At 57.4% G+C, this 19,460-nt stretch carries 18 protein-coding genes; 13 read left to right on the forward strand and 5 right to left on the reverse strand.

Annotated elements, in window-relative coordinates; translation table 11 throughout:
- Window positions 1–33: 33 nt before the first annotated feature.
- Window positions 34–1,260 carry an RNA-guided endonuclease TnpB family protein gene (locus tag ACOZ32_RS14155; RefSeq protein ID WP_424335355.1) on the forward strand — a complete coding sequence of 409 codons (1,227 nt, stop codon included), beginning with the start codon at window positions 34–36 and terminating at the stop codon, window positions 1,258–1,260.
- Between the two features lie 264 nt (window positions 1,261–1,524).
- On the opposite strand, the gene ACOZ32_RS14160 is transcribed toward ACOZ32_RS14155, so the two are convergent.
- Window positions 1,525–2,838: a Cdc6/Cdc18 family protein gene (locus ACOZ32_RS14160; RefSeq protein ID WP_424335356.1), complete on the reverse strand. Its 1,314-nt coding sequence runs from the start codon at window positions 2,836–2,838 to the stop codon at window positions 1,525–1,527.
- A gap of 827 nt (window positions 2,839–3,665) precedes the next feature.
- On the opposite strand from ACOZ32_RS14160, the gene ACOZ32_RS14165 reads away from it, so the two are divergent.
- Window positions 3,666–4,121, forward strand: a complete 456-nt coding sequence (locus tag ACOZ32_RS14165; RefSeq protein ID WP_424335357.1) for a hypothetical protein — start codon at window positions 3,666–3,668, stop codon at window positions 4,119–4,121.
- A gap of 41 nt (window positions 4,122–4,162) precedes the next feature.
- Here ACOZ32_RS14165 and ACOZ32_RS14170 read toward each other — a convergent pair whose 3' ends face one another.
- Both ACOZ32_RS14170 and ACOZ32_RS14175 read right to left on the reverse strand, forming a co-directional pair.
- Window positions 4,163–5,398 (reverse strand): glycosyltransferase family 2 protein, encoded by a 1,236-nt coding sequence (locus tag ACOZ32_RS14170; protein ID WP_424335358.1) that lies wholly within the window; start codon window positions 5,396–5,398, stop codon window positions 4,163–4,165.
- A gap of 3 nt (window positions 5,399–5,401) precedes the next feature.
- On the reverse strand, window positions 5,402–5,566 hold the full coding sequence (locus tag ACOZ32_RS14175) for a hypothetical protein (RefSeq protein WP_424335359.1): 165 nt from the start codon (window positions 5,564–5,566) through the stop codon (window positions 5,402–5,404).
- 211 nt (window positions 5,567–5,777) lie between these two features.
- Between ACOZ32_RS14175 and tnpA the strand changes: the two genes are divergently transcribed.
- Together tnpA and ACOZ32_RS14185 are read left to right on the forward strand one after the other, a co-directional pair.
- Complete coding sequence (gene tnpA / locus ACOZ32_RS14180; protein ID WP_424335360.1) at window positions 5,778–6,170, forward strand: IS200/IS605 family transposase; 393 nt, start codon at window positions 5,778–5,780, stop codon at window positions 6,168–6,170.
- A 2-nt stretch (window positions 6,171–6,172) separates the two neighbouring features.
- On the forward strand, window positions 6,173–7,432 hold the full coding sequence (locus ACOZ32_RS14185; protein WP_424335361.1) for an RNA-guided endonuclease TnpB family protein: 1,260 nt from the start codon (window positions 6,173–6,175) through the stop codon (window positions 7,430–7,432).
- A gap of 311 nt (window positions 7,433–7,743) precedes the next feature.
- Here the strand turns inward: ACOZ32_RS14185 and ACOZ32_RS14190 are convergent, their stop codons facing one another.
- Entirely contained in the window at window positions 7,744–9,084 is a 1,341-nt protein-coding gene (locus tag ACOZ32_RS14190; RefSeq protein ID WP_010904179.1) for an ISH6 family transposase, read from the reverse strand.
- A gap of 307 nt (window positions 9,085–9,391) precedes the next feature.
- On the opposite strand from ACOZ32_RS14190, the gene ACOZ32_RS14195 reads away from it, so the two are divergent.
- The 5 genes from ACOZ32_RS14195 to ACOZ32_RS14215 all read left to right on the forward strand — a co-directional run bounded on the left by ACOZ32_RS14195 (window position 9,392) and on the right by ACOZ32_RS14215 (window position 13,591).
- A complete protein-coding gene (locus ACOZ32_RS14195; protein ID WP_424335362.1) occupies window positions 9,392–10,048 on the forward strand; it encodes a TasA family protein in 657 nt (218 codons plus the stop codon).
- Between the two features lie 13 nt (window positions 10,049–10,061).
- Window positions 10,062–11,024: a hypothetical protein gene (locus tag ACOZ32_RS14200; protein WP_424335363.1), complete on the forward strand. Its 963-nt coding sequence runs from the start codon at window positions 10,062–10,064 to the stop codon at window positions 11,022–11,024.
- 9 nt (window positions 11,025–11,033) lie between these two features.
- Window positions 11,034–11,576 carry a signal peptidase I gene (locus tag ACOZ32_RS14205; RefSeq protein ID WP_424335364.1) on the forward strand — a complete coding sequence of 181 codons (543 nt, stop codon included), beginning with the start codon at window positions 11,034–11,036 and terminating at the stop codon, window positions 11,574–11,576.
- Window positions 11,577–12,007: 431 nt separating this feature from the next.
- Window positions 12,008–12,757, forward strand: coding sequence for a hypothetical protein (locus ACOZ32_RS14210; protein ID WP_424335365.1), 750 nt, complete (start codon window positions 12,008–12,010; stop codon window positions 12,755–12,757).
- A 78-nt stretch (window positions 12,758–12,835) separates the two neighbouring features.
- On the forward strand, window positions 12,836–13,591 hold the full coding sequence (locus ACOZ32_RS14215; protein ID WP_424335366.1) for a hypothetical protein: 756 nt from the start codon (window positions 12,836–12,838) through the stop codon (window positions 13,589–13,591).
- A gap of 28 nt (window positions 13,592–13,619) precedes the next feature.
- Here ACOZ32_RS14215 and ACOZ32_RS14220 read toward each other — a convergent pair whose 3' ends face one another.
- A complete protein-coding gene (locus ACOZ32_RS14220) occupies window positions 13,620–14,651 on the reverse strand; it encodes a PGF-CTERM sorting domain-containing protein (protein ID WP_424335367.1) in 1,032 nt (343 codons plus the stop codon).
- 137 nt (window positions 14,652–14,788) lie between these two features.
- Here ACOZ32_RS14220 and ACOZ32_RS14225 point away from each other — a divergent pair, with 137 nt between their 5' ends.
- The 4 genes from ACOZ32_RS14225 (at window position 14,789) to ACOZ32_RS14240 (ending at window position 19,379) form a co-directional block, all read left to right on the forward strand.
- A complete protein-coding gene (locus ACOZ32_RS14225; RefSeq protein WP_424335368.1) occupies window positions 14,789–16,018 on the forward strand; it encodes a hypothetical protein in 1,230 nt (409 codons plus the stop codon).
- A gap of 20 nt (window positions 16,019–16,038) precedes the next feature.
- Window positions 16,039–17,205, forward strand: a complete 1,167-nt coding sequence (locus tag ACOZ32_RS14230) for an ISH3-like element ISH27-3 family transposase (protein WP_424335064.1) — start codon at window positions 16,039–16,041, stop codon at window positions 17,203–17,205.
- Window positions 17,206–17,439: 234 nt separating this feature from the next.
- Window positions 17,440–18,543, forward strand: coding sequence for a PGF-pre-PGF domain-containing protein (locus ACOZ32_RS14235; RefSeq protein WP_424335369.1), 1,104 nt, complete (start codon window positions 17,440–17,442; stop codon window positions 18,541–18,543).
- 101 nt (window positions 18,544–18,644) lie between these two features.
- Entirely contained in the window at window positions 18,645–19,379 is a 735-nt protein-coding gene (locus tag ACOZ32_RS14240) for an ABC transporter ATP-binding protein (RefSeq protein ID WP_424335370.1), read from the forward strand.
- Window positions 19,380–19,460 lie beyond the last annotated feature (81 nt).

Below are 19,460 nucleotides of genomic sequence, written 5' to 3' on the forward strand. Positions count from 1 at the left end.
ATGCTGTGAGTATTAGCTAAAGACGAATGACTTGTGAAGACGCTGGAGCTGAAACTCGTCGATCCGAACACCCACAAACGACGGAAGCTCCGCGAGACACGGGACGCCTACCAACAAGCGCTCCAAGCAGCCTTCGACGCTGGATGCACGACACAGACTGAAGCAAACGACGTGGTAGTGGACTACGAACTCTCAGGGTACGCGAAAAACGCCCTCAAGAAATACGTCCCACAGCTAACCACAACCGACGAAGCGGAAGAACTCCACGACGACCACCCCGTCAAATTCACGAACGAAGGGCTACGGCTTGGTCACAAGCCCGAGAACGCTATCGAGTGGTACGTCAAAATTCCCCACCACGACGACTACCACCTCTGGCTCCCAGCGCAGCCAAATCCCGACCAGCGGGACTGGCTGGAGGCGTTGAACGCTAGTGACGGCGAGATGGGTGAGAGCCGGCTCGTCGAGCGGGACGGAGCGTGGTATTTGCACGTCAGCGTAACCCGCAACGTGGAGGAACAATCTGAGGCGTCCGCCGAGGAACGGACGCCGATCGGAGTGGACATCGGGGACGCGTCGCTCGTCACGGTGTGTCACCGCGACGAAGCCGGGTCTCCGACCCGCCCCGAACTATGGGCTGACGAGGGCAAGACCGTTCGTCGGCTCCGCAAAACCTACTTCACCGCCACACGGCGCCTCCAGACGCGTGGCAGCGAGCGTATCGCCGAATCCTACGGTGACGATTTGTGGGCCCAGATAGACGATATACTCCACACCGTCACCCGCGAAGTCATCCAGTACGCCGAATCCATCCAGAACCCTGTGCTTGTACTAGAAGACCTGACGTACATTCGGGAGTCCATGGACTACGGCGAGTACATGAATCGGCGTCTTCACGGCTGGGGGTTCGCCAAACTCCACGCCCAAATCCAGTACAAAGCCCTCGAGAAAGGCATCCCTGTCGAGGTGGTAAATCCCCGCAATACCTCCAAGGAGTGCCACGCTTGTAGTGAAGTTGGGTACCGTCCCCGGCAGGCGACGTTCAAGTGTACAAACGACGACTGTTGGATCGGTGAGTACCAAGCCGACGTGAATGGAGCGATAAATATTGCAGATCGCTACCGCAGTGGAGAGAGCCACCCAAGAAAAGACACGAGTGGCGATGACTCGGCTGCGGATGGGGCCTCGTTGACCGGGCCACAAGACACCCAGGCCGATGCTGACACACAGCAGGAGACGCGTGGAACGGATGCGTCTTGAAACCACAAGGCCGCGCTCGGCCTGAAATCCCATGGTGGGATTCCCGCGTCTTCAGGCGCGGGAGGAGGTCAAGTGGTCTGTGCGGAACGCGATCACGAGTTCGACGTGGCGATGCTTCGGGACGCATCAATAGCGGCGACCTGTACTCGCTGTAGGTATCCTAGAGAGACGATACAGAGTGGTTCTCACAGGAAACTATTCTGTTCTAGCGGGAATTGCTGAAACGGTGGTGGGTGTTTGTCTGGTTGTGTCCTTGTTGGTTGGTTATCGTCGTTGGTTGAGTTGGTGGAAGTCGATGTCGGCGAATCGTGTGGTGTCGTTGAGGACTTCGACGGCGATGTCGGTGTCAACTTGGAGTTGGTATTCCCATGCGGGTCCGCCGATTGAGCCAGCGGTTACTTTTTCACCATCTGCGATGCCTTGCATGTCGAGTTCTCGGAGGTGGTCTTTGAATCGTCGCTGGCCGAGTTTGTCAGCGTCCGTTTTTGTGGCGATTTGCTTGTAGACGCCGTAGATGGGGTTGGCTCTGACGGGGGTGTCTCCAGCGAAATCAAGGACGGTGAGTGCTGCGAGTGCGAGGTGGGCTTGGGTCGTCATCTCGCGCATCGCTTCAACGACGGTTTCTCGTTCGACGAGGGCTTGGGCTTTGCGAGCATGTTTCTCGCGGACTTGCGTTTCGTTGTGTTTGTCCGCAAGTTCGCTTGCCTTCCGGAGGTATTTGATTGCTTGTCGTGCATCGCCTGTGTCTTGTGCGGAGAGGGCGGCGATCAGTGGGATGACGTCGTCGGTGAGGACATCGCTTTGGAATCGGTGTTTGCGTCCGGATTCATCGACGGTGACGACGGTTCCAGAATCAGCTGTCGTGGCGCTGTCTTCGAGTGGGATTAGTTCAGTGTCGCGGAAGGCTTTGGTTGCTCGGCGGTAGAGGATTTGTTGGAGTTGGGTTGCGTCGTAGGGGGCGAAGAGTACAGAGTCGTCGTATAGTGAGCTTTTGACTTTCGGGCTGAGTGTATCGCGCCATTGCAGGTCGTTGCTGATGCCGATGATGCTGGGGAAGACGTGGTCGTCGACGTAGCCTTGTGCGCGTGCTCGTGGGAGGCTGTAGAGGATTCGGTCGTCATCGCTGAGTGTGTCGATTTCGTCGAGGACGATGATGATTGTCCCGCCGATGTCGTCCATCGCTTCGAACATCATGTCCATGACGACGTCGGTTGCGTGGCCGGTTGGGCGGCTGTCTTCGGTTAGTTCTTGGTAGATTCGGGCGGCTGCTTTGTAGGATGTTGAGAGGTCGTGTGATTCGCAGGAGATGTAGCAGGTTGTGAGATCGAGGTGTTCGGATTCTTGTTCGGCGTGTTGCTGGAGTTCAGCTAGTTTTGCTTTTGCTGCTGCTGTTTTTCCTTGTCCGGCTTTGCCGTGGAGGAAGACGTTGTTTGCTCCGACACCGCGTGCTGCGGGGGCGAGGGACATGTGGAGGTCTTCGATTTCACGTTCGCGTTCGGGCAGTTCGTCTGGGCGGTGCTCCTCTCGGAGAACGGCTTCCTGCTGGAAGATAGGTGAAGAGTCCGAGAATTGTGTCATACCTCAGTTGTACTGCTTTCGATTCATAAAACCCCCGTTTCGGGAATGTCTAATACGTCCTCAATCTGGGGATGACACCCACCACCGTTTCAGGAATTCCTCGAATACACCCCCACCACCGTTTCAGGAAAACACGAAGCAAAGATACCGCTAGCAAACTCCCGGCCTATTCTACATCCTCATCTAGAAGACCGCTCCTACAGACCACACGAAGAAACCAACTTACAAAAATATAAAGCTAATCCATTTCAGAATTAGTTTTATATTCTATTACTAGGAGAATATACTACAATTCAGGGGGCGAGACAACGCTAATACTACCTGCTTCCGGCCACCAAATTGCTGAAACGGTGGTGGGTGGGTGGCCATTAGGAAAACATCGACATCCTCTCTATCTCCCACCAAATACGGTGTCGAGGCTGGAATCAGGCGTACCTCAACTGACCATCTCTCAGATCATCCGTCCGTAGTACGGTTCTCAGCCCCATCTTGTGGAGTTCCTCGCAAGGGCGTACTTAGTTCGGAATTGCTGAAACGGTGGTGGGTGTCCGATACCTACCCTACTACAATTTTGCTAGATCGAAAGTGAGCTGGTTGGGGCTAGTATCGTAGACGTTCTTGATTCCAGTTCGCGGTTCGAAGCCGTTGCGGATATCGTTGAGTTCGCCGCAGAACGGGATGGGGGCGGGTGTTCCGGTGTTTTGGGTCTTTGATTTAGGACCGGGGGTTGTCTCGATAGCTCCGGAAACAGTGGTGTGGGAGTCCGGAAGCTTCGGAAGTGGTGGTGTGGTCGGAGCTTTTTTCGTTAGCATAATATACTAACTAGTGTGGCGAACGCCATCAAGAAGTCTGGCGACGGACTAGCTCTCCAAATCACTCGGTCAGCACGAGCAGCAACACTCGTTGACGAAGACGACGATAATACTGCAACTCGACTAGCCAGGACACGAATTCATGCCTTTAACGGCCTTCTCGTCGCCGTTGACGTTGGTCGTGTTCCTGATGGTTACGAAGCGGAACTTGTCGCGACGGCTGCTGCCGACACCAACACTGCGTATCGAGCGGTCACAGCACACGTCCAAATCGCCGGGAACGGCTATCAACTGCAACTTCCGAATGCTGTTGATGCAGGTCTCCACGAAGGGGACACCCCAAGGATCACGACCGCACCAGGCGTCCTCCTTATCGCGCACAACGAGACGGATACCGAGACAAATTCGGTTCGCGTTGGGAAGGATCTCGCCACGAGACGTCGAGAACAACACACCGAGGCAAGTCGATAGCTTCGGAAATGGTGGTGGGTGGGTTCGTAGTCGATGAGCTGTTAGCGTGTGGCGACGGCGCTGAGGAAGAAGGCGTTGAAGACGGTTTGGATGCCGATGACGATGGCGGTGAACGCGATGACGTCGCCGGTGACCATGGGGAGTTGGGTGAAGCCGGTGTTGGCCCACTGGTAGACGAGCCAGCCGGCGTACGCGGCGCCGCTGAGAGCGACGATGGTCCCGATTGACGCCATTTGTTCGAGGTTCATGCGGTCGACGAGTGCGTCTGTGACTGGGTCGTCGGGGCGTTGAATCGGGTCGCTGGCAACCGTCGCGAAGACGCCGAGGCTGGCGACCTGGTAGCCGACGAGCACCAAGAGTGAACCTGCAATTGCGGAGTGGATGCCGAATGTTGCGCCGTTAATGGAGATGCCACTGAAGGCGGCCAGCAGTACCATCGCCCCAAGGATTCCCATGCCGGTGCCGGGGATGGAGAAGAGATAGCCCGGGGCGTTCAGGAGCATGAAGCGGACGTGGCGCCAGCCGTCGCGAAAGCTCTCCAGGGTGGCTTCACCTTCCCGTTCATGGTACGTAATCGGGATCTCTTCAATCGTCAAATCACGGGCGCCCGCGTCCATGATCATCTCGGAGGCGAACTCCATGCCCGTCGTCTCGAGGTCGAGGTCGTCGAGCATGTCCGCGCGGAAGGCGCGGAAGCCGGAGTGGGCGTCGCTGACGCCGGCTCCGTAGAAGGCGTTCAAGAACTTCGTCAGGAGCGGATTCCCAATATACTGGTGGAGGGCGGGCATTGCACCGTCTTTGATTTCACCGTTCAGACGACTGCCCATGACCATGTCGGCGTCGCCGCGCGCGACTGGTTCGAGCAGTTTGGGGAATTGCTCGAAGTCGTAGGTGGTGTCGGCGTCACCGATGATGATGTAGTCACCGCGGCAGCGTTCGAAGGCGTAGCGGTAGGCGTATCCGTAGCCGGCTTCGTCGGGTTCGACGACGATGGCGCCGAGTTCGCGCGCGATTTTGGGTGTGCGGTCGGTTGAGTCGTCGCTAATGAGGACTTCTGTCTGGTAGCCTGATTCTCGAACGGCGTTTTTCACGCGGTCGATGCATTCTCGGATGCCTGCTTCTTCGTTCATCGTCGGCATCACGACGCTCACTGTCGGTGCGATGTCGCTGTCGGGGCCGATGAGAATACTGTCCGGGCCGGTCGTGTTAGCCTGGTCGGTTTGCTGGACTGGTGTCGGTTGCTGGTCGTCGTCGTTGTGGACTTCCCTTGATGCCATTTGTTAGTCGTCGCCTCCGGCTGTAGAGCGAGACTCTGTATGCGGGTCGAAAAGCTGTTTGCCGCACTCTACGCAGACGTAGGTGTCGTCGGTTGTTTCGGCGGCGGGCGCGTTACACTGGATGCATTTCACTCGTGCGCTCCGCACCCCCCTCGGATAGCGGTCCATTACCAGTACCAATACGAGAATCCCTTAAAGATGTTTCTCCACCGATATTTCGAAATAATAGGTTCCTATCTTGACTCAGCAAGAGAATCCCGCCGTTTACGGCGGGCGTGAATCGCGTAAGCCCGGTGCCACAGTCCACACAGGTCTGCCGGACTGAATACCAACGCACAAGAGTTATTGGAATTGGGTGTCTCATATTTTGTGAGGCCAAATGGAGTATCATCTGCAATCCGGGTCGCACACGGTCTACGCGCTCCAATACCACTTCGTGACCGTCACGAAGTACCGCGCCGACATCCTTACCGATGAACGGCTGGAGCGCGTCGCCGAAGTCACTCACGAGATTGCAGACGACTTCGAAGCCGACATCAAGAACGTGGACGGCGGCACTGACCACGTTCACATCCTGTTCACGACCAAACCCACCACCGACCTCACGAAGTTCATCAACTCGCTCAAGGGAGTTACCTCGCGTCGGATTCGGCAGGAGTACCCCGAGGTGAAAGACCGTCTCGAAGATGCGTTCTGGCAACCGGGATACTTCCTCGCCACGACCGGCCAAGTGAGCATCGACGTGCTGATGGAGTACGTGAACGACCAGTAGCGATGTCCACGACCGTCACGAAGACGTTGCAGGCGACGTTCGCGCCACCCACCACGCACAAGCAGACGAAACTCAACGACCTGCTCGAAACCTACCGTGACGGTCTGCAAGAGGCGTTCGACTCCGGGGCGAGTACCATGTCGTCGGTGAGCGACATCGTGACGCCATACGACCTGCCGTATCAGGCGAAGGCTGCCCTCTGCAACTACGTCCCGAAACTCCGCAAGACGTACAACGCGCAGGAGTTGGACGACGAACACCCGATACGATTCACCAACCAAGCCGCGAAGTTCGACCACTCCGAAGAACGTGACTACGAGTTCACGTGGTGGGTTCCGCGTCCCGGTCGGGGGACGAACTTCTGGATACCGCTCCGCATCAACCCAGAACAGGAAGACCTCTGGCACGACCTCGTATCGGAGGACGCGAAGGCGGGAGAGATACGGCTTCAACAGCACCGACAGAACTGGGTACTGCACGTCACCGTCGAGTACCCGGTCGAAGAACCAGCGACGGACGGTGACGCCACGCACATCGGCTTAGACATCGGAGAAACCGCCCTCATCACGGGCTGTGCCCTCAAGGACGGTTCTCCGACTGACCCGTTCGTGTGTAGCGGAAGCAGAGCGAAGCATCTCCGCAAAGAGATGCACACGACCCTGAAACGACTCCAAGAGCGTGACGCATCCGAGTGGCGGATGGACGAACGATTCAACCACTACCAGAACGCGCTCACCGACATCGTGGAGAAGGCGTCTCGGCAAGCCGTCGAGTACGCCAAGCAGTTTGAAAACCCGGTGTTGGTGATGGAGGACTTGACGTACATCCGCGAACGTCTTGACTACGGGAAGTATATGAACCGTCGCCTTCACTCGTGGGCGTTCGCCCGACTGCAAGGGCGCATCGAGGACAAGGCGACGGAAGCAGGTATCCCGGTCGAGTACGTGAATCCGGCGTACACCTCGCAGACGTGCCACTTGTGCCACCGTATCGGTCGGCGGGACTCCCAAGCCGAGTTCCGGTGTCCGCACGACGACTGCCACGTGTCGACGTTTCAGGCCGACATCAACGCTGCCGCGAATATCGCACGACGGGTTGACCCGTGGGGAGAGAGCGTCCCGCTTGACAAGGCGGAACGCGATGACTCGCCTCGAGATGGGAGCGGTTGTGACACCGCCACGACTCACCGTGAGAAGAGCGTTCCAGCGCAGATGACGCTCACGGCGTTTCGAGAGTCGAAACCCTCTGCCAGCGACGACTAACTGGTATTCCCCATGCGTGGGAAGCCTCGCCGTTTACGGCGCGGAGGATGTCACGGGGGTTCTAGTAGGATGTGTCGCCGAGGGGGCCCGGGTCGGGGGAACCGGGTGTCGGTGGTGACAGGCAACACCGCCTGATAAGGGGTGGGGGGTCAGGGGCGTCGTTTCGGCGACACATTATGTGTGTGACCACTCAGCATACCTAAAAATTCCTATTCGTCAGCCGGTGGGGTCGAGACTAGACCTCGCGTTGTTCGTCGTGTCGTATTGTTGGCTCGTCTTCCAGCAAGATTCTGGTCGCGTCGCAAAGCGGTCTAGAGTTTGCCTCTGGTGCTCTCAACTGAGAGGTCACAGCTCATTGCTGTTTTGGTCGATCGCTGGAGCAATTCGTCGAGGAACGACTGGTAGTACTCTGGGTCGGCGTACTTCACCAGCCGAAGCTGGAGTATCGCCTCTAATCCCTCCGTTGTCCAGCGCATCCACTGGTTCTTACAGCGCTTGCTGACTTCCCCCATCAGCCGTTCGACGGGGTTCGAGGTCCACGGCACCTCGAACCCCTCGGCAGCCTGCTCGGCAAACGTCACGATCGACGGCAGCCACCGCCGAAGATACCCCGCAGCCTTCTCTGACCCGTACTGATCCAACTGCCAGGCTGTCTTTTCGATACGCTCGGTCGTTCGCGCGATCCGTTCGCGGATCGCCGCGAACTCCTCGTTTGGACGGTGCTTGGCGACCGAATTCTTCAGATGGAACACCTCGTCGATCACCTCCGAGACGATCTCGTTCCGTCGATCCAAGGAGAACACGCCGTCGTCCCAGAGGTTGTAGTCCAGCGTTCGGCCGACGTGGACGAGATCGAGTTGGTGATCGCTGTATTCGTCGGTAAAGGCCGTAACGATGCCGTCATCAGCGTCACTGACGACCGTCGCGTCGTCAGTGACTGCGTCGATATCATCGAGATCGGCTGCTGTTTCGTCCCAGTCAGCGTTCACCGAGAGATCCAGTAGAGAGCGTGATTCCTCAGCGGTGTCTTCGCCGAGCGTGGCTTGGACGGAGTGGTACGTGCGGTCGTCGTCTTGGCTGTGACACTTCGTGCCGTCAGGAATAACGGCGTCAGCGTCTGTGTCAGCGACACAGTCTGGAAGGAACTGCTTGAGCTTGCTGCCGTATTCTCTGGCGCGGCGGTTAATCGTGGTCGGCGACGGCATCTTCGAGAGGATGCCGTCGCCGTGGTCAGCAGCATCACGGTAGCTGAGCGAGGTGGCGAGATCGACGCTCTTGGCCGCAATGTCCTGCTGATAGCGGTTTTGCCCGTCGAAGCTGAGAACATCTTCGACGGGGCGGAAGTAGCTGGATTCGTCGTGGTCAGCGGCGGTATCTTCGACGTAGTGAAGGTCGAATTCGTGTTCACCGGCGGTTGTGACGGCTGTGCGGGTGTCGGTACCGGCGCGTTGGAATCGCTGATCACCATTGCCGTGAGCGTGTTTCTCGCCACAGAGCGCCTCGACGCGAGCCGCGTCGAGGCTCTCGACGAGTCCTTCGAGAAGAACTGATTCAACGTTCTGGTCAGTGATGAACTCGGCAAGCGTGGCCAGCGGTATCGTTTTGTCGTCGTCGATGCTAACGGTCAACCGCACGTCGATTGTGGCGTGCATGGGACACCTCTTGGGTGGACACCAGAGGCGTCCCGTTCCTCACGGGAGCCAGTTGCTACTGAACTCTAGACCGCTTTGCGACACGACCAAGATTCTGCGCATCTGCTTACGGTTGGGTGGATTGTATTCTGGTCGTCCCCGGCTAATACTGTGGGGGGTTTCTAGCAATACTGTTGTAGCTCTTCTAACTGATATTGTTCTGGTATGTTTTGGATGGTGGCCAGAATGTTGAAAACCCCGGGAGGGGCTGTATACCGGGTCAAGACGGCCAGAAGCTCCTTTCCGTGCGAGCCCCACATTGCTATTGATGACTGACAAGACCATTTCGATCACCCGGCGGCGGGCACTCATCGCGCTGGGCACAATCGGCGCCGGCGGTGCAGCTGCGGGCGCTGGCACATTCGCAGCCTTCTCCGACACCGCGTCGACAACGGGTGACCTCTCTGCCGGCACCCTCGACATCAGCTCAGACACCGACCTGTCGTTCAACACCGCCGAAGACATCGTTCCCGGTGACAGTGGCTCAGCATCAGTCACCCTAACTAAATCCGGGGATGTCGCCGGTAACCTCTCGATCGAAGTGACGGGTATCGAGAGTAGTAATGGTGATTCAGGTGATGGTAGCCTCGATGAGCAAATCGAGCTGCAACTCTGGATCGACGCAAGTGGCGGGGGAGGCGACAGTGTCGACACGAATGACGTCGGCCTCAACAGTGATTCAACATTTACCGACGTAGGCTCCAAAGGAACCGCCGACTTCGCCTCGAATTTCAGCAGTGCAACGTGGGACGCGCCTGATTCTGGCGAGCCGTCGTACTTTCGAGACTTTAGTGGTGGTGTTGATTTCGTCGTTGAGTACGAGTTCGTCGATGACAGTGACAGTTCCGTGAGTTTCGATAACGACGATGTCCAGGGTCATGATCTCACCGTTGACTTCCAGTTCACGCTGACTCAGCAGCAATAACGGCCTTTGGGTGATGAGCATGGAGTTGTCCCGTCGCAAGCTACTCGCTGAGATTGCTGCAGTTGGCAGTCTCAGCTCTATCGCTGTGCGGGGCACACAAGCACGGTTCCAAGACGACGTCAGCGAAAGCGCGTCCCTGCAAGCAGGCACGTGGGGGTTGAATGGTGCTGTTGCATTCATCCAAGGTGAGACCCTCACCACGGCCCGACATCACGAACCGGCGGAAACATACGGGGTGACCGACGCCGCGGTTCTTGGCGCTGGCCGCCCCGCATTCGGCCACACCTACGTCATCCCATACATCACGAGTGGGGGCAACCTCGAACTCGTCACGCATGACGGGACACAACACTCACTCGCTGCGGGCGGGACCTCGCTGCCCACACAGAAAACCTTCCCCGCAGTCGGCACCTGGAATGGCGACGAAGACGTCTTCTACACGGCATCAAGCACTATCTACCGCATCTCACCCAGTGATTCAGAGCCAACAGTTGTGAAGGACCTGGGAGGGCTGAATGGCGCGAAAGGCGTGCTCGGCGTCAGCGATATCGACGAAGATGACACCGATGAGTTAGTGTATATCGGTGGGTCGGGGAGTATTCGATACCTCAACCCCGCGAAAGCAGACGACCCGAAAATCAAGGGGACGAACGCGAACAACCAGTATGGGGTTGGCGCACCGTTCCAAACCGACAACGGCCCACGCATCCCATATGTTGATGGGAGTGGCAACCCCGGATTCGTTGATGTCAACGGGAACTTCACCCAACTTGCAACCGGTGGTGTTGCAGGGAAAACTGCCCTCGCCGCCAGCGACGTCGACAACGACGACACTCCTGAACTGGTCTTCACCAACTCTAATGGTGAGCTCCATTACCTTGATGACCTCACCCAGCAAACAACTCCACAGCCAGTCTACGATAGCACCGGCAGCCAAATCACAGGAATCGACACGAACGCCGGCATCCTCGGATAACCACCCTAGATGAACCGTCCATCACTGCAAACCGCTGGGAAGACAACCGCGACACTCGCTGTCGTCGCCGTGCTCCTCACGACGGTGCTCGTGGCCATCCCCGGTGTGATCGGTGCTGACGCAAGCTACGTCGTCCTCTCAAATAGCATGGAGCCAGCGCTCGAAACTGGCGACGTTGTTATCGTCCAAGCAGTCGCCCCAGGAGCCATCGAGGTCGGCGACGTTATCACCTACCAGCGCCCGCCGGACGCCGACGGCGGCCCGAACCGAGTGTCACACCGCGTCATCGACGTCCACGAAGCCGACGGTGAACTCACGTACCAGACGAAAGGCGACGCAAACGACGCCCCTGACCCCTACCAAGTGCATGAATCTGATCTGACCGGCCGCATCTGGTTCACCATCCCCTACATCGGGTACCTCATCCGATTCATCGGCACCACAGCCGGCATCCTCACTTTCGTCGTCCTCCCCGGCATTCTACTAGTTGTCACGGAACTCTACAGCGTCTACCAGGATGCAACCACCCAACCCCAAGATGAGGCCGGATAGCCACCATGTCCACACCTAGTAGTCGACTCCCCCACGGACCGCCGTGGAAACTCCTCCTCGCAATCGCGGTATTCGCCCTCTGCTTTACTGCCGCCTTTTTCACCCCTGGTCTGCTCACCTCCCCGGCAACGTCTGGCCCCCAACCAGCGCCGCCGCCGGCAGAACCCCCACCAGTCACAGCTACCCCACCCAACGGAACCCAAACACCAACCACGACACAGCCACCACAAACAACGACACAACCAGCCGTAGACCCAACACTCACCATGTCAGGCACGCAGTCCCTGACCGTTCACTCCCCAACCGGAGACGTAGAGGCACTCCGCGGTGATTTGAATGGGACACTCACGTGGGACGCCCAGACAGTAGATGCCGCGACAATCGTGGTTCAATCGTGGGTGCCTGGTGACGGCTGGACACAAACCCACCGTATGCACACAAACCAGACGGCTCCAGTCGTTCTTGCGGACGTCCTCAAACCGCCAGTTGTGTACGCGAATCACTCACGAACCGGGGCATTCGAGAACCCGACTGATGGCACCACCAAAACACGGCAGGGCGCGATTGCAGTTACCACGGTGTTGTTCACGAACGCCGAAGAACAAACGCGGCTCACGGAGACGATGAACTACACCGTCTCCGTGACGAACGTCGACCAATCCGGCGACGACAGTAGTCCGGACAACGTTGCCCTCCAATTCGGGACGGAGACTACCAGCGATCCAGCAGATGGGGGAACGCCGCCACTGGTGAATGCAACCCAGGTTGTCCCGGGCGCCCAGTACGCGAGTACAGCCACCCTCAGTAATCCCGGATCGGACTCGGGCACGGTATATTTCAACGTTAGCTATCAGTCATTCGAAAACGGAATTGCGAACGAAGCCGAAGCACGCGTTGACGCAACTGGCGGCGACCCCGGCCGTGGCAACGGCGAACTCCACCAAGCCGTTGAACTCCGCATCGCACGCGTCAACGCAGATGGCACCCTCACCTACGTCCTCGGGAATACGTCCACGTACCGTGATCTCACAGCTATCTCCCAGCAATCAGTCCCCCTCACAGAACTCTCGGCAGACGAAACCACCGACCTCCGCGTCGAATACCGGATTGAACCAACCGCCGGCAACGAAATCCAAAGCGACACTATCTCTCTCGACTTCCACTTCCTCATCCAATCCTAACGCGACGATCGAGACACACTCCTCCCGCGTTCCACGTGGCCGGTGGTCTTTTTGCCGGCGGCCCGTGTTCCCGTAGCTATGTCGATGGCTTTGACGCATTTCGCTGTCGGCGGCACACTCACAGCCGTCGTGGCGCTGTATCTATTACCACCCACGAAGTACGCACGCACGCTGGTACTCTTTGGTGGCGGCTGGGGGATGATTCCGGACATCCACTGGGTGACACCGGTCTATGCAGCTGAACTCAAAGCCCTCCATTCGTCGGTGTTTGCGAACGTCTTCTGGCTGCACGAAACACTCGACGTCCTCGACCCCATGGATTCACGCGTCGTTGGAGCGCTCGCACTCGCCGTCTTCTTGGTAACCGTCAGTCTCAGTGACCACTGGTCGTACACTACTCGCGAACGCGCCGTTAATACTTCAGATACGACGTGGCCGATTGAACAACTTCGATCACTCTCGACGATCACGTGTCTCGCCGGTGTTCTCGCCGTCCTCGTTGGTTGTAGTTACCTCCTTGCCGCCGTCTTTCATCCTGGGGTAGGGTCTTTCCAAGGGCTGTATCTCGGCGTTGGCATGGCGCTCCTTGGTAGTGGCATTCTCGGCGTTGTTGGACGCTTAACCGTCAACGAATGGATGACGCAGCATGTTCCACGGAGCGTACGTCACATCATCTGGGCAAGCGTTAGTACTGGCAGCGCACTCCTTGGGGGTGTCCTCCTCGTCATGCCCCTCCGTGTCGGAGTTGACGCTCAAGCAGTCACATTCGCGGGTGTCGGCAGTCTCCTCCTCGTCTCCTCACTGTTTCTCGCCCAACTCCGATTACAGGATTAGAATTCTTCGAGAGGGCCTTCGACTGTGACTAGTTATGACGGAATGCAAATACGGCCGCAGTAAGCATCGCAACGAGTGCAGCGCTCACTCCGAAGCCTGGTACGGATGATCCCGTGCTGTTCTCTTCGGAGGTTGCGGCCGTAGTGGTGTTTGATGCTGGCGTAATCACGCTTGACTCTGTCGTCGTTAGCTCGGTCGAGGTTCCGGTAGTCGTTTTAGAGTCGGTTTCCGTCGTTGTGGCGGGAGATGACGTTGTGGCTGTGGACGTGTGTTCCGACGTGGTCGCCGTTGTTTGGCTGACACCACCGCCGCCACCACCGCCGCCGCCACCACCGCCATTAGTCTGGGCTTCCTCGACTGTTAGTGTAGCTGTGTCTGAGATGCCGATGATTTCATTCTGACCTTGAGGCGCGCTTTCTTCACTGTAGACGACAGCTTGGACCTGGTATTCGCCTGTCTCAAGGTCCCCCACATCGAGTTCGCTTACGTACGAGTCGTCTGTTTCTGTTGTGTCTAATCGCTTTGTTGTGTCGTCGTCGAATACGGCGATTTCAACGTTTTCAACGGACTTTCCAGAGACCAGCTCCGTTATTGAGGTGGAGAGTTCGATTGTATCGTCTGTCTGTGCTGTCTCCGGGCTCGAGATAGTCACTTCGTAGGCTGGAATGACGAGTGGCAGCGGTGCTTGATCGCGATTGATGGTAATCACGTAACTGCCGGTGTCAAATTCACTCGTATCAAATGACACCTCTCCACTCTCATCACTGTCAACGAATTCGTCAGTGTACACCTTTCGTTCGCCATTATTGTTCTGGTAAATGTAGACGCGGTAACTCTCTCCGTCCGGGCCATCTGTTTGCACCTGTAGTGTCTCGCCCTGATCCACCCTGGCAATAGAACTAACCGTGTACGATTCTCCCTCGACAGTAGCCGTCCGTTCCGGGATATCCATGCTCCCGGGGACAGTAGTCGTATACGATGACTGGGCTGTTGTGACCATTGCAACGCCAGCGGTACTAATTAGGAGAACACAACAGAACGCAACGACAATCCGTTTCATAACTGCAAGCATTCCCAGTAGCGCGGAAATACTTTTTGTTTGACTTCACTTATTGATCTAGTGGCATATCTGGGCCGTTTCACTCAAATAGTTGGAAGCACAAGAATTATGATTGCTCGTTGACGACCTAACTGCATATGTCGTATCCCCGCGTCAACCGTGCAGCCCTACTCCTAATGGTTGCGGTACTGGTGGTCGCACCAATGACCATGGCCGTAGGCGCTGTAACTACAAGCACAACCCAGTCCAACAACACATATAACGTGGCGGATAACCGCACGTACAACGTCACAGACAGTATCACCATCTGGGATCGTTCCCCATTCTCATTCGAGCTTGCCACGGAAGATGCTACCAAGACAATCCAAGGTGGTTCGACGGTCGTTAACCTGACCGAGGGGCCAGGGGAAGTCCCGCTTGAGGACACCGGTGTGAGTGTTTACCCGACGGGCGAGCCGGTCACGACCGTCTTTGAAAACCAGACGAACGTTCCCACGAGTAATTTTGATGGGAACGACACGCAGGTCGTGATTGCGCGTCTGGACTCGGATACACCTGCGACCACTAGCCTGGGAATGGTCTCATCCTCGGGAAGTAATGTAACTGAACTCTTCACTGCCGGGAACGCGAATCAGAACGCCACTTTCTGGGTTGAAAATAGCACCGAACAGATTGATGGCGGGAGTGTTCAAACGGATGTGTCCTTCTCTCAATCCGGGGCGTATGCATTATTCCTCGCAACGGGAGATTCATTTAGCGCACCAGAGGATGGTGGGAATCTCTCTGTCAACGGAGAGTCGACGATTGTTGGCATGACTAATGCGGTGGTTGAGGATGAACCCGCGCCCCTTACCGACGTGAGTGAGCCAGTCGTCCCTGGCGATAATGCTACATTCACTGTTGACCCCGGCGAAGGCACCACAACAAACGTCTCCGTCCTCTTGTATAACCCCAGCACGGTTGAAGACTCGCGGACTGAGTTCGTCGCTGGGGAATCGATTGATTCGTCGTTGGACCCAAACGACCTCACAATCCGACATTCGATTGCGAATGTGAGCGGCGTCGCTGAATTTGACGGCCCTACGCCAATTCTTGGTACCGAGTTTAATGACCAGGAATACTCCGGGACGGTATCTGTCGTGGGAGTGCTTGAACGGGCGTTTGAGGAAGCGAACGCCCGCCAGGACGACCGGACCGATGGTGAACTCACAATTCCAGATACGGAAGTCATCAAGAAGGACGATGCGGGAATTGCCTATGAAAACACGCTTGATGCGTCTGCCGTCTCTAAGACCAACATCAGTGGTTCCACGCCCATTAATGTGCAGACCTTCGAGAATCAGTACATCACAAAGCCGCTTAGTTAGAACGTCTGCTTGCTGAAGGTGTGTCTACGACCCAGCAAGCAGACAGTGAGATTCACGAGGACCAGCTCCTTAACTTCCTCGTCAACTGCCTTGACGAGGAAGTTTCTCTCAACCTCGCCAACAACGCTGAAATCGGTGCAGAGGACATCTACGAGGTCCTCGTCGGCGCGACCGCCGACGGGACCTCGATCTCGACGCTGTGCAACTCCAGTGAAGACTCGCCATCGGCGAACACAGTTCTCTATCATCTACGGACGAAGTTCGAGCCCGAACGGCTCGAACGAGTCGCTAACACGCTTCTTCGCCGAGACATCGTCGAACTGCTTCCCGAGCAGGTGGAGGTCTGCGCAGACCTCCACCTGCGGCCCTACTACGGTGATGAAGACGACACGGAGAACCTCTATCACTCGGAAGCCAAGCGTGGAACCACCGCATTCCACGCCTACGCCACACTCTACGCGCGTGTGAAGAACAAACGCTACACGCTGGCGGTGCGCCGTCTCGAAGACGGCGACACCGCCAGCAGCGTCCTCGCTGAGTTCCTTGGTGTACTCGACGGCCTTAACACCGAGGTCAAGGCCGTCTACCTTGATCGCGGATTCTACGACAGCAAGTGTCTCACGCTGCTTCAGGCGCACAACTACGCCTACGTGGTCCCAATCATTCAGTGGGGTGAGGCGATTCAGCAGGAACTCTCGGAAGGATGGAGTCGCATTATTCAACACAACCTGACAGGGAAACTCGACGGTCACAGCTGGACCGTCGAGTTTCCCGTCTACATCGACTGTACGTACCTGAACGGACGATATGACGAGAACGGTGTAGCGCGTCACGGCTACGCCGCTGACGCGCCGTTCATCGAGACGCCACGCGAAGCGCGATACCACTACAGCAAACGCTTCGGTATCGAATCGAGCTATCGCTTGTCCGAGCAAGCGATAGCGACGACAACGACACGAGACGCGACGGTGAGACTGCTGTACGTCGTAGTGAGTCTGCTGCTACAGAATGTTTGGCGGTATCTCCACTACGAATACGTGGCGACGCCGCGCCGAGGCGGGCGTCGCCTCTGGTGGTGGCCGTACAAGGAGTTCGTGAATATGGTTCGACGGGCTGCGTGGACGGCCCTTGCGGTGCGTCGGGCCGTCCCCGCGAACCGACCACCTGACGACCGATTCCACCGCTAACCACTGACCGGGACAGCCCCCGCACTGAGTGGCGACGCTGTCGCGTCGGCGGCTAAGCGCCGCCGACAGCGACAGCTTCCCGTCGATCTGTGAGGAGATCGCGGTCGGTCACTGCACTCCGCAACAGAAATCAGACCTCAGACTGACTCAACTGAGGACGCTTTGTGAGGTACTGAGAATTGGTCGACAGGAGATTACAAGTATCTCGTTGTAACTGGCAGTCCCTCTAGTGACTTGCAGACTGCTACCGACGAAATCACACTCAGTTCCCCCGACGAAGACGAAGAAAATGAAACGGAAGAACCATCCATCGGTGATGGGGCGAATGGAACAATTAACGCCAGTGACGGCCGGATAAATGTCTCCCTTACAGAGACGGCCCCCGGGCAGGAAGTTCGCATCCGTGCCCCAGTAGACCAGAATGCGCTCAACCAGAATGGCCATGCCCTGAGTGGCATGCGCATGCGATTCACCAGTAACGCTACGGGCACAATTAACACCTCTCCAACAACAACGCCGGATGCGCCTCCTGTCTCGTCAGATGGCGATCTCGGATACTTCGAAATCAATCACACCATCCCGGACTCGGCTGTTGATAACGTCACCTTCGAGTTCTCGGTGAGCAAGCAGCGGCTCGACAACCAGGGCATCAACGCGAATGACGTTGTGTTGCATCGCTACGTAAGCGGCAGTTGGACCGAGCTTTCGACTCGCCAAATTGGCGAAACCCCGAACGCCTTCGAGTTCGAAGCTGACTCACCTGGCCTGTCACTGTTCGCAATTAGTACTGCACAGCAAAGCGGCGGTGGTGGCGGTGGTGGCGGTGGCGTCGGTGGTGGCGGTGGCGGCGGTGGCGGTGGTTTCGTCGGTGGGAGTGGAACGCCGAGCTTCAATGTCACGTCTGCGAGCGTCACGCCAACTACCATTACCGCCGGTGAATCCGTTAATGTGACCGCCACAATCGAGAACGAAGGCACGTCCGGTAACTTCAGTGCTGAACTCCAGATCGATGGCTCTACGGTTAACACGAAAACGATTGAAATCGGCGAGAACGAGGAAGAGACCGTCGAATTCATGCAGACGTTCGATGAGGCCGGCGACTATTCAGTCAGCGTGAGCGATTACGACGCTGGCACAGTGAGTGTCACCGAGCAAGCCACCACGACGACGACGACACCGACGACGTCTCCGCCTCCGACGCAAACCACGACGGCACCACCGAGTGGCGGTAGCGATGGGACGAACCCGCTTGTCTGGGTTGGACTCCTCATCGTCATCGCTGTGCTCGTGGCTGGTATCTACCTCTACCAAACGGGATACTTCGGGGGTGGCGACTAACACTTCCTACCCGTCTCTTTGCTCACGAAGGCATTACGACAGTATATTGAATCGATACAGTAATACTTCGCCGTAGTAACGATTGGTACACCTCGAACGAAATGGCCCAACCATCTCCTGATGACCCAGTTGTCCGTTGTCGTAACGTCACGCGCTCCTATACGCGCGGACAACAGCGCTCGCGGTGGCTGAACCGAACGCATCGCAGCGAGCAGCCAACGGTCACGGCGCTTGAGGACGTGAGCTTGGAAGTCTCTCCAGGGGAGATTCTCGGCATCAAGGGACCAAGCGGTAGTGGGAAGTCAACACTCCTACATCTCCTCGGTGCGCTTGACACCCCAACCAGTGGGACAATCTCGATTACGGGTCAGTCGATATCCGACCTCTCCCAGAACCAGCGGGCGCGACTCCGCCTTGATTCAATCGGGATTGTCTTCCAGCGGTTCCACTTACTGTCTGCACTTCCGGCAGTCTCGAATGTTGCACTCCCGCTCGTCGAGCGGGGGGTATCGAAATCCAAGCGGCGGAACCGCGCAAGCGAGGCCCTCCACCGGGTAGGGCTCGGTGAACGCCAATCTCATACGCCGGGTGAGCTCAGTGGCGGTGAACAACAACGTGTCGCTATCGCTCGCGCACTCGTCACCAGCCCCGACGTGCTTATTGCAGACGAGCCGACTGGCGAACTTGACACAGCCACTGGTGACCGCATTCTCACGCTCTTCGAGGATGCCGCCGATGATGACACGGCGATTGTAATCGCGTCGCACGACGACCCAACGCTAGCCATCGCCGATCGCGTCGTCAACCTTCGCGACGGCAACCGAATCGATGCGTAATCCGTTCACGCGACTCCGAGCGCTCCTCGGACTCGGTGGTCGCCTCGTCATCCAACGACTCCGCCACACCGCTCCACGTCG

The organism is Halobacterium sp. MBLA0001, assembly GCF_049705385.1.
Lineage (GTDB): Archaea > Halobacteriota > Halobacteria > Halobacteriales > Halobacteriaceae > Halobacterium > Halobacterium salinarum.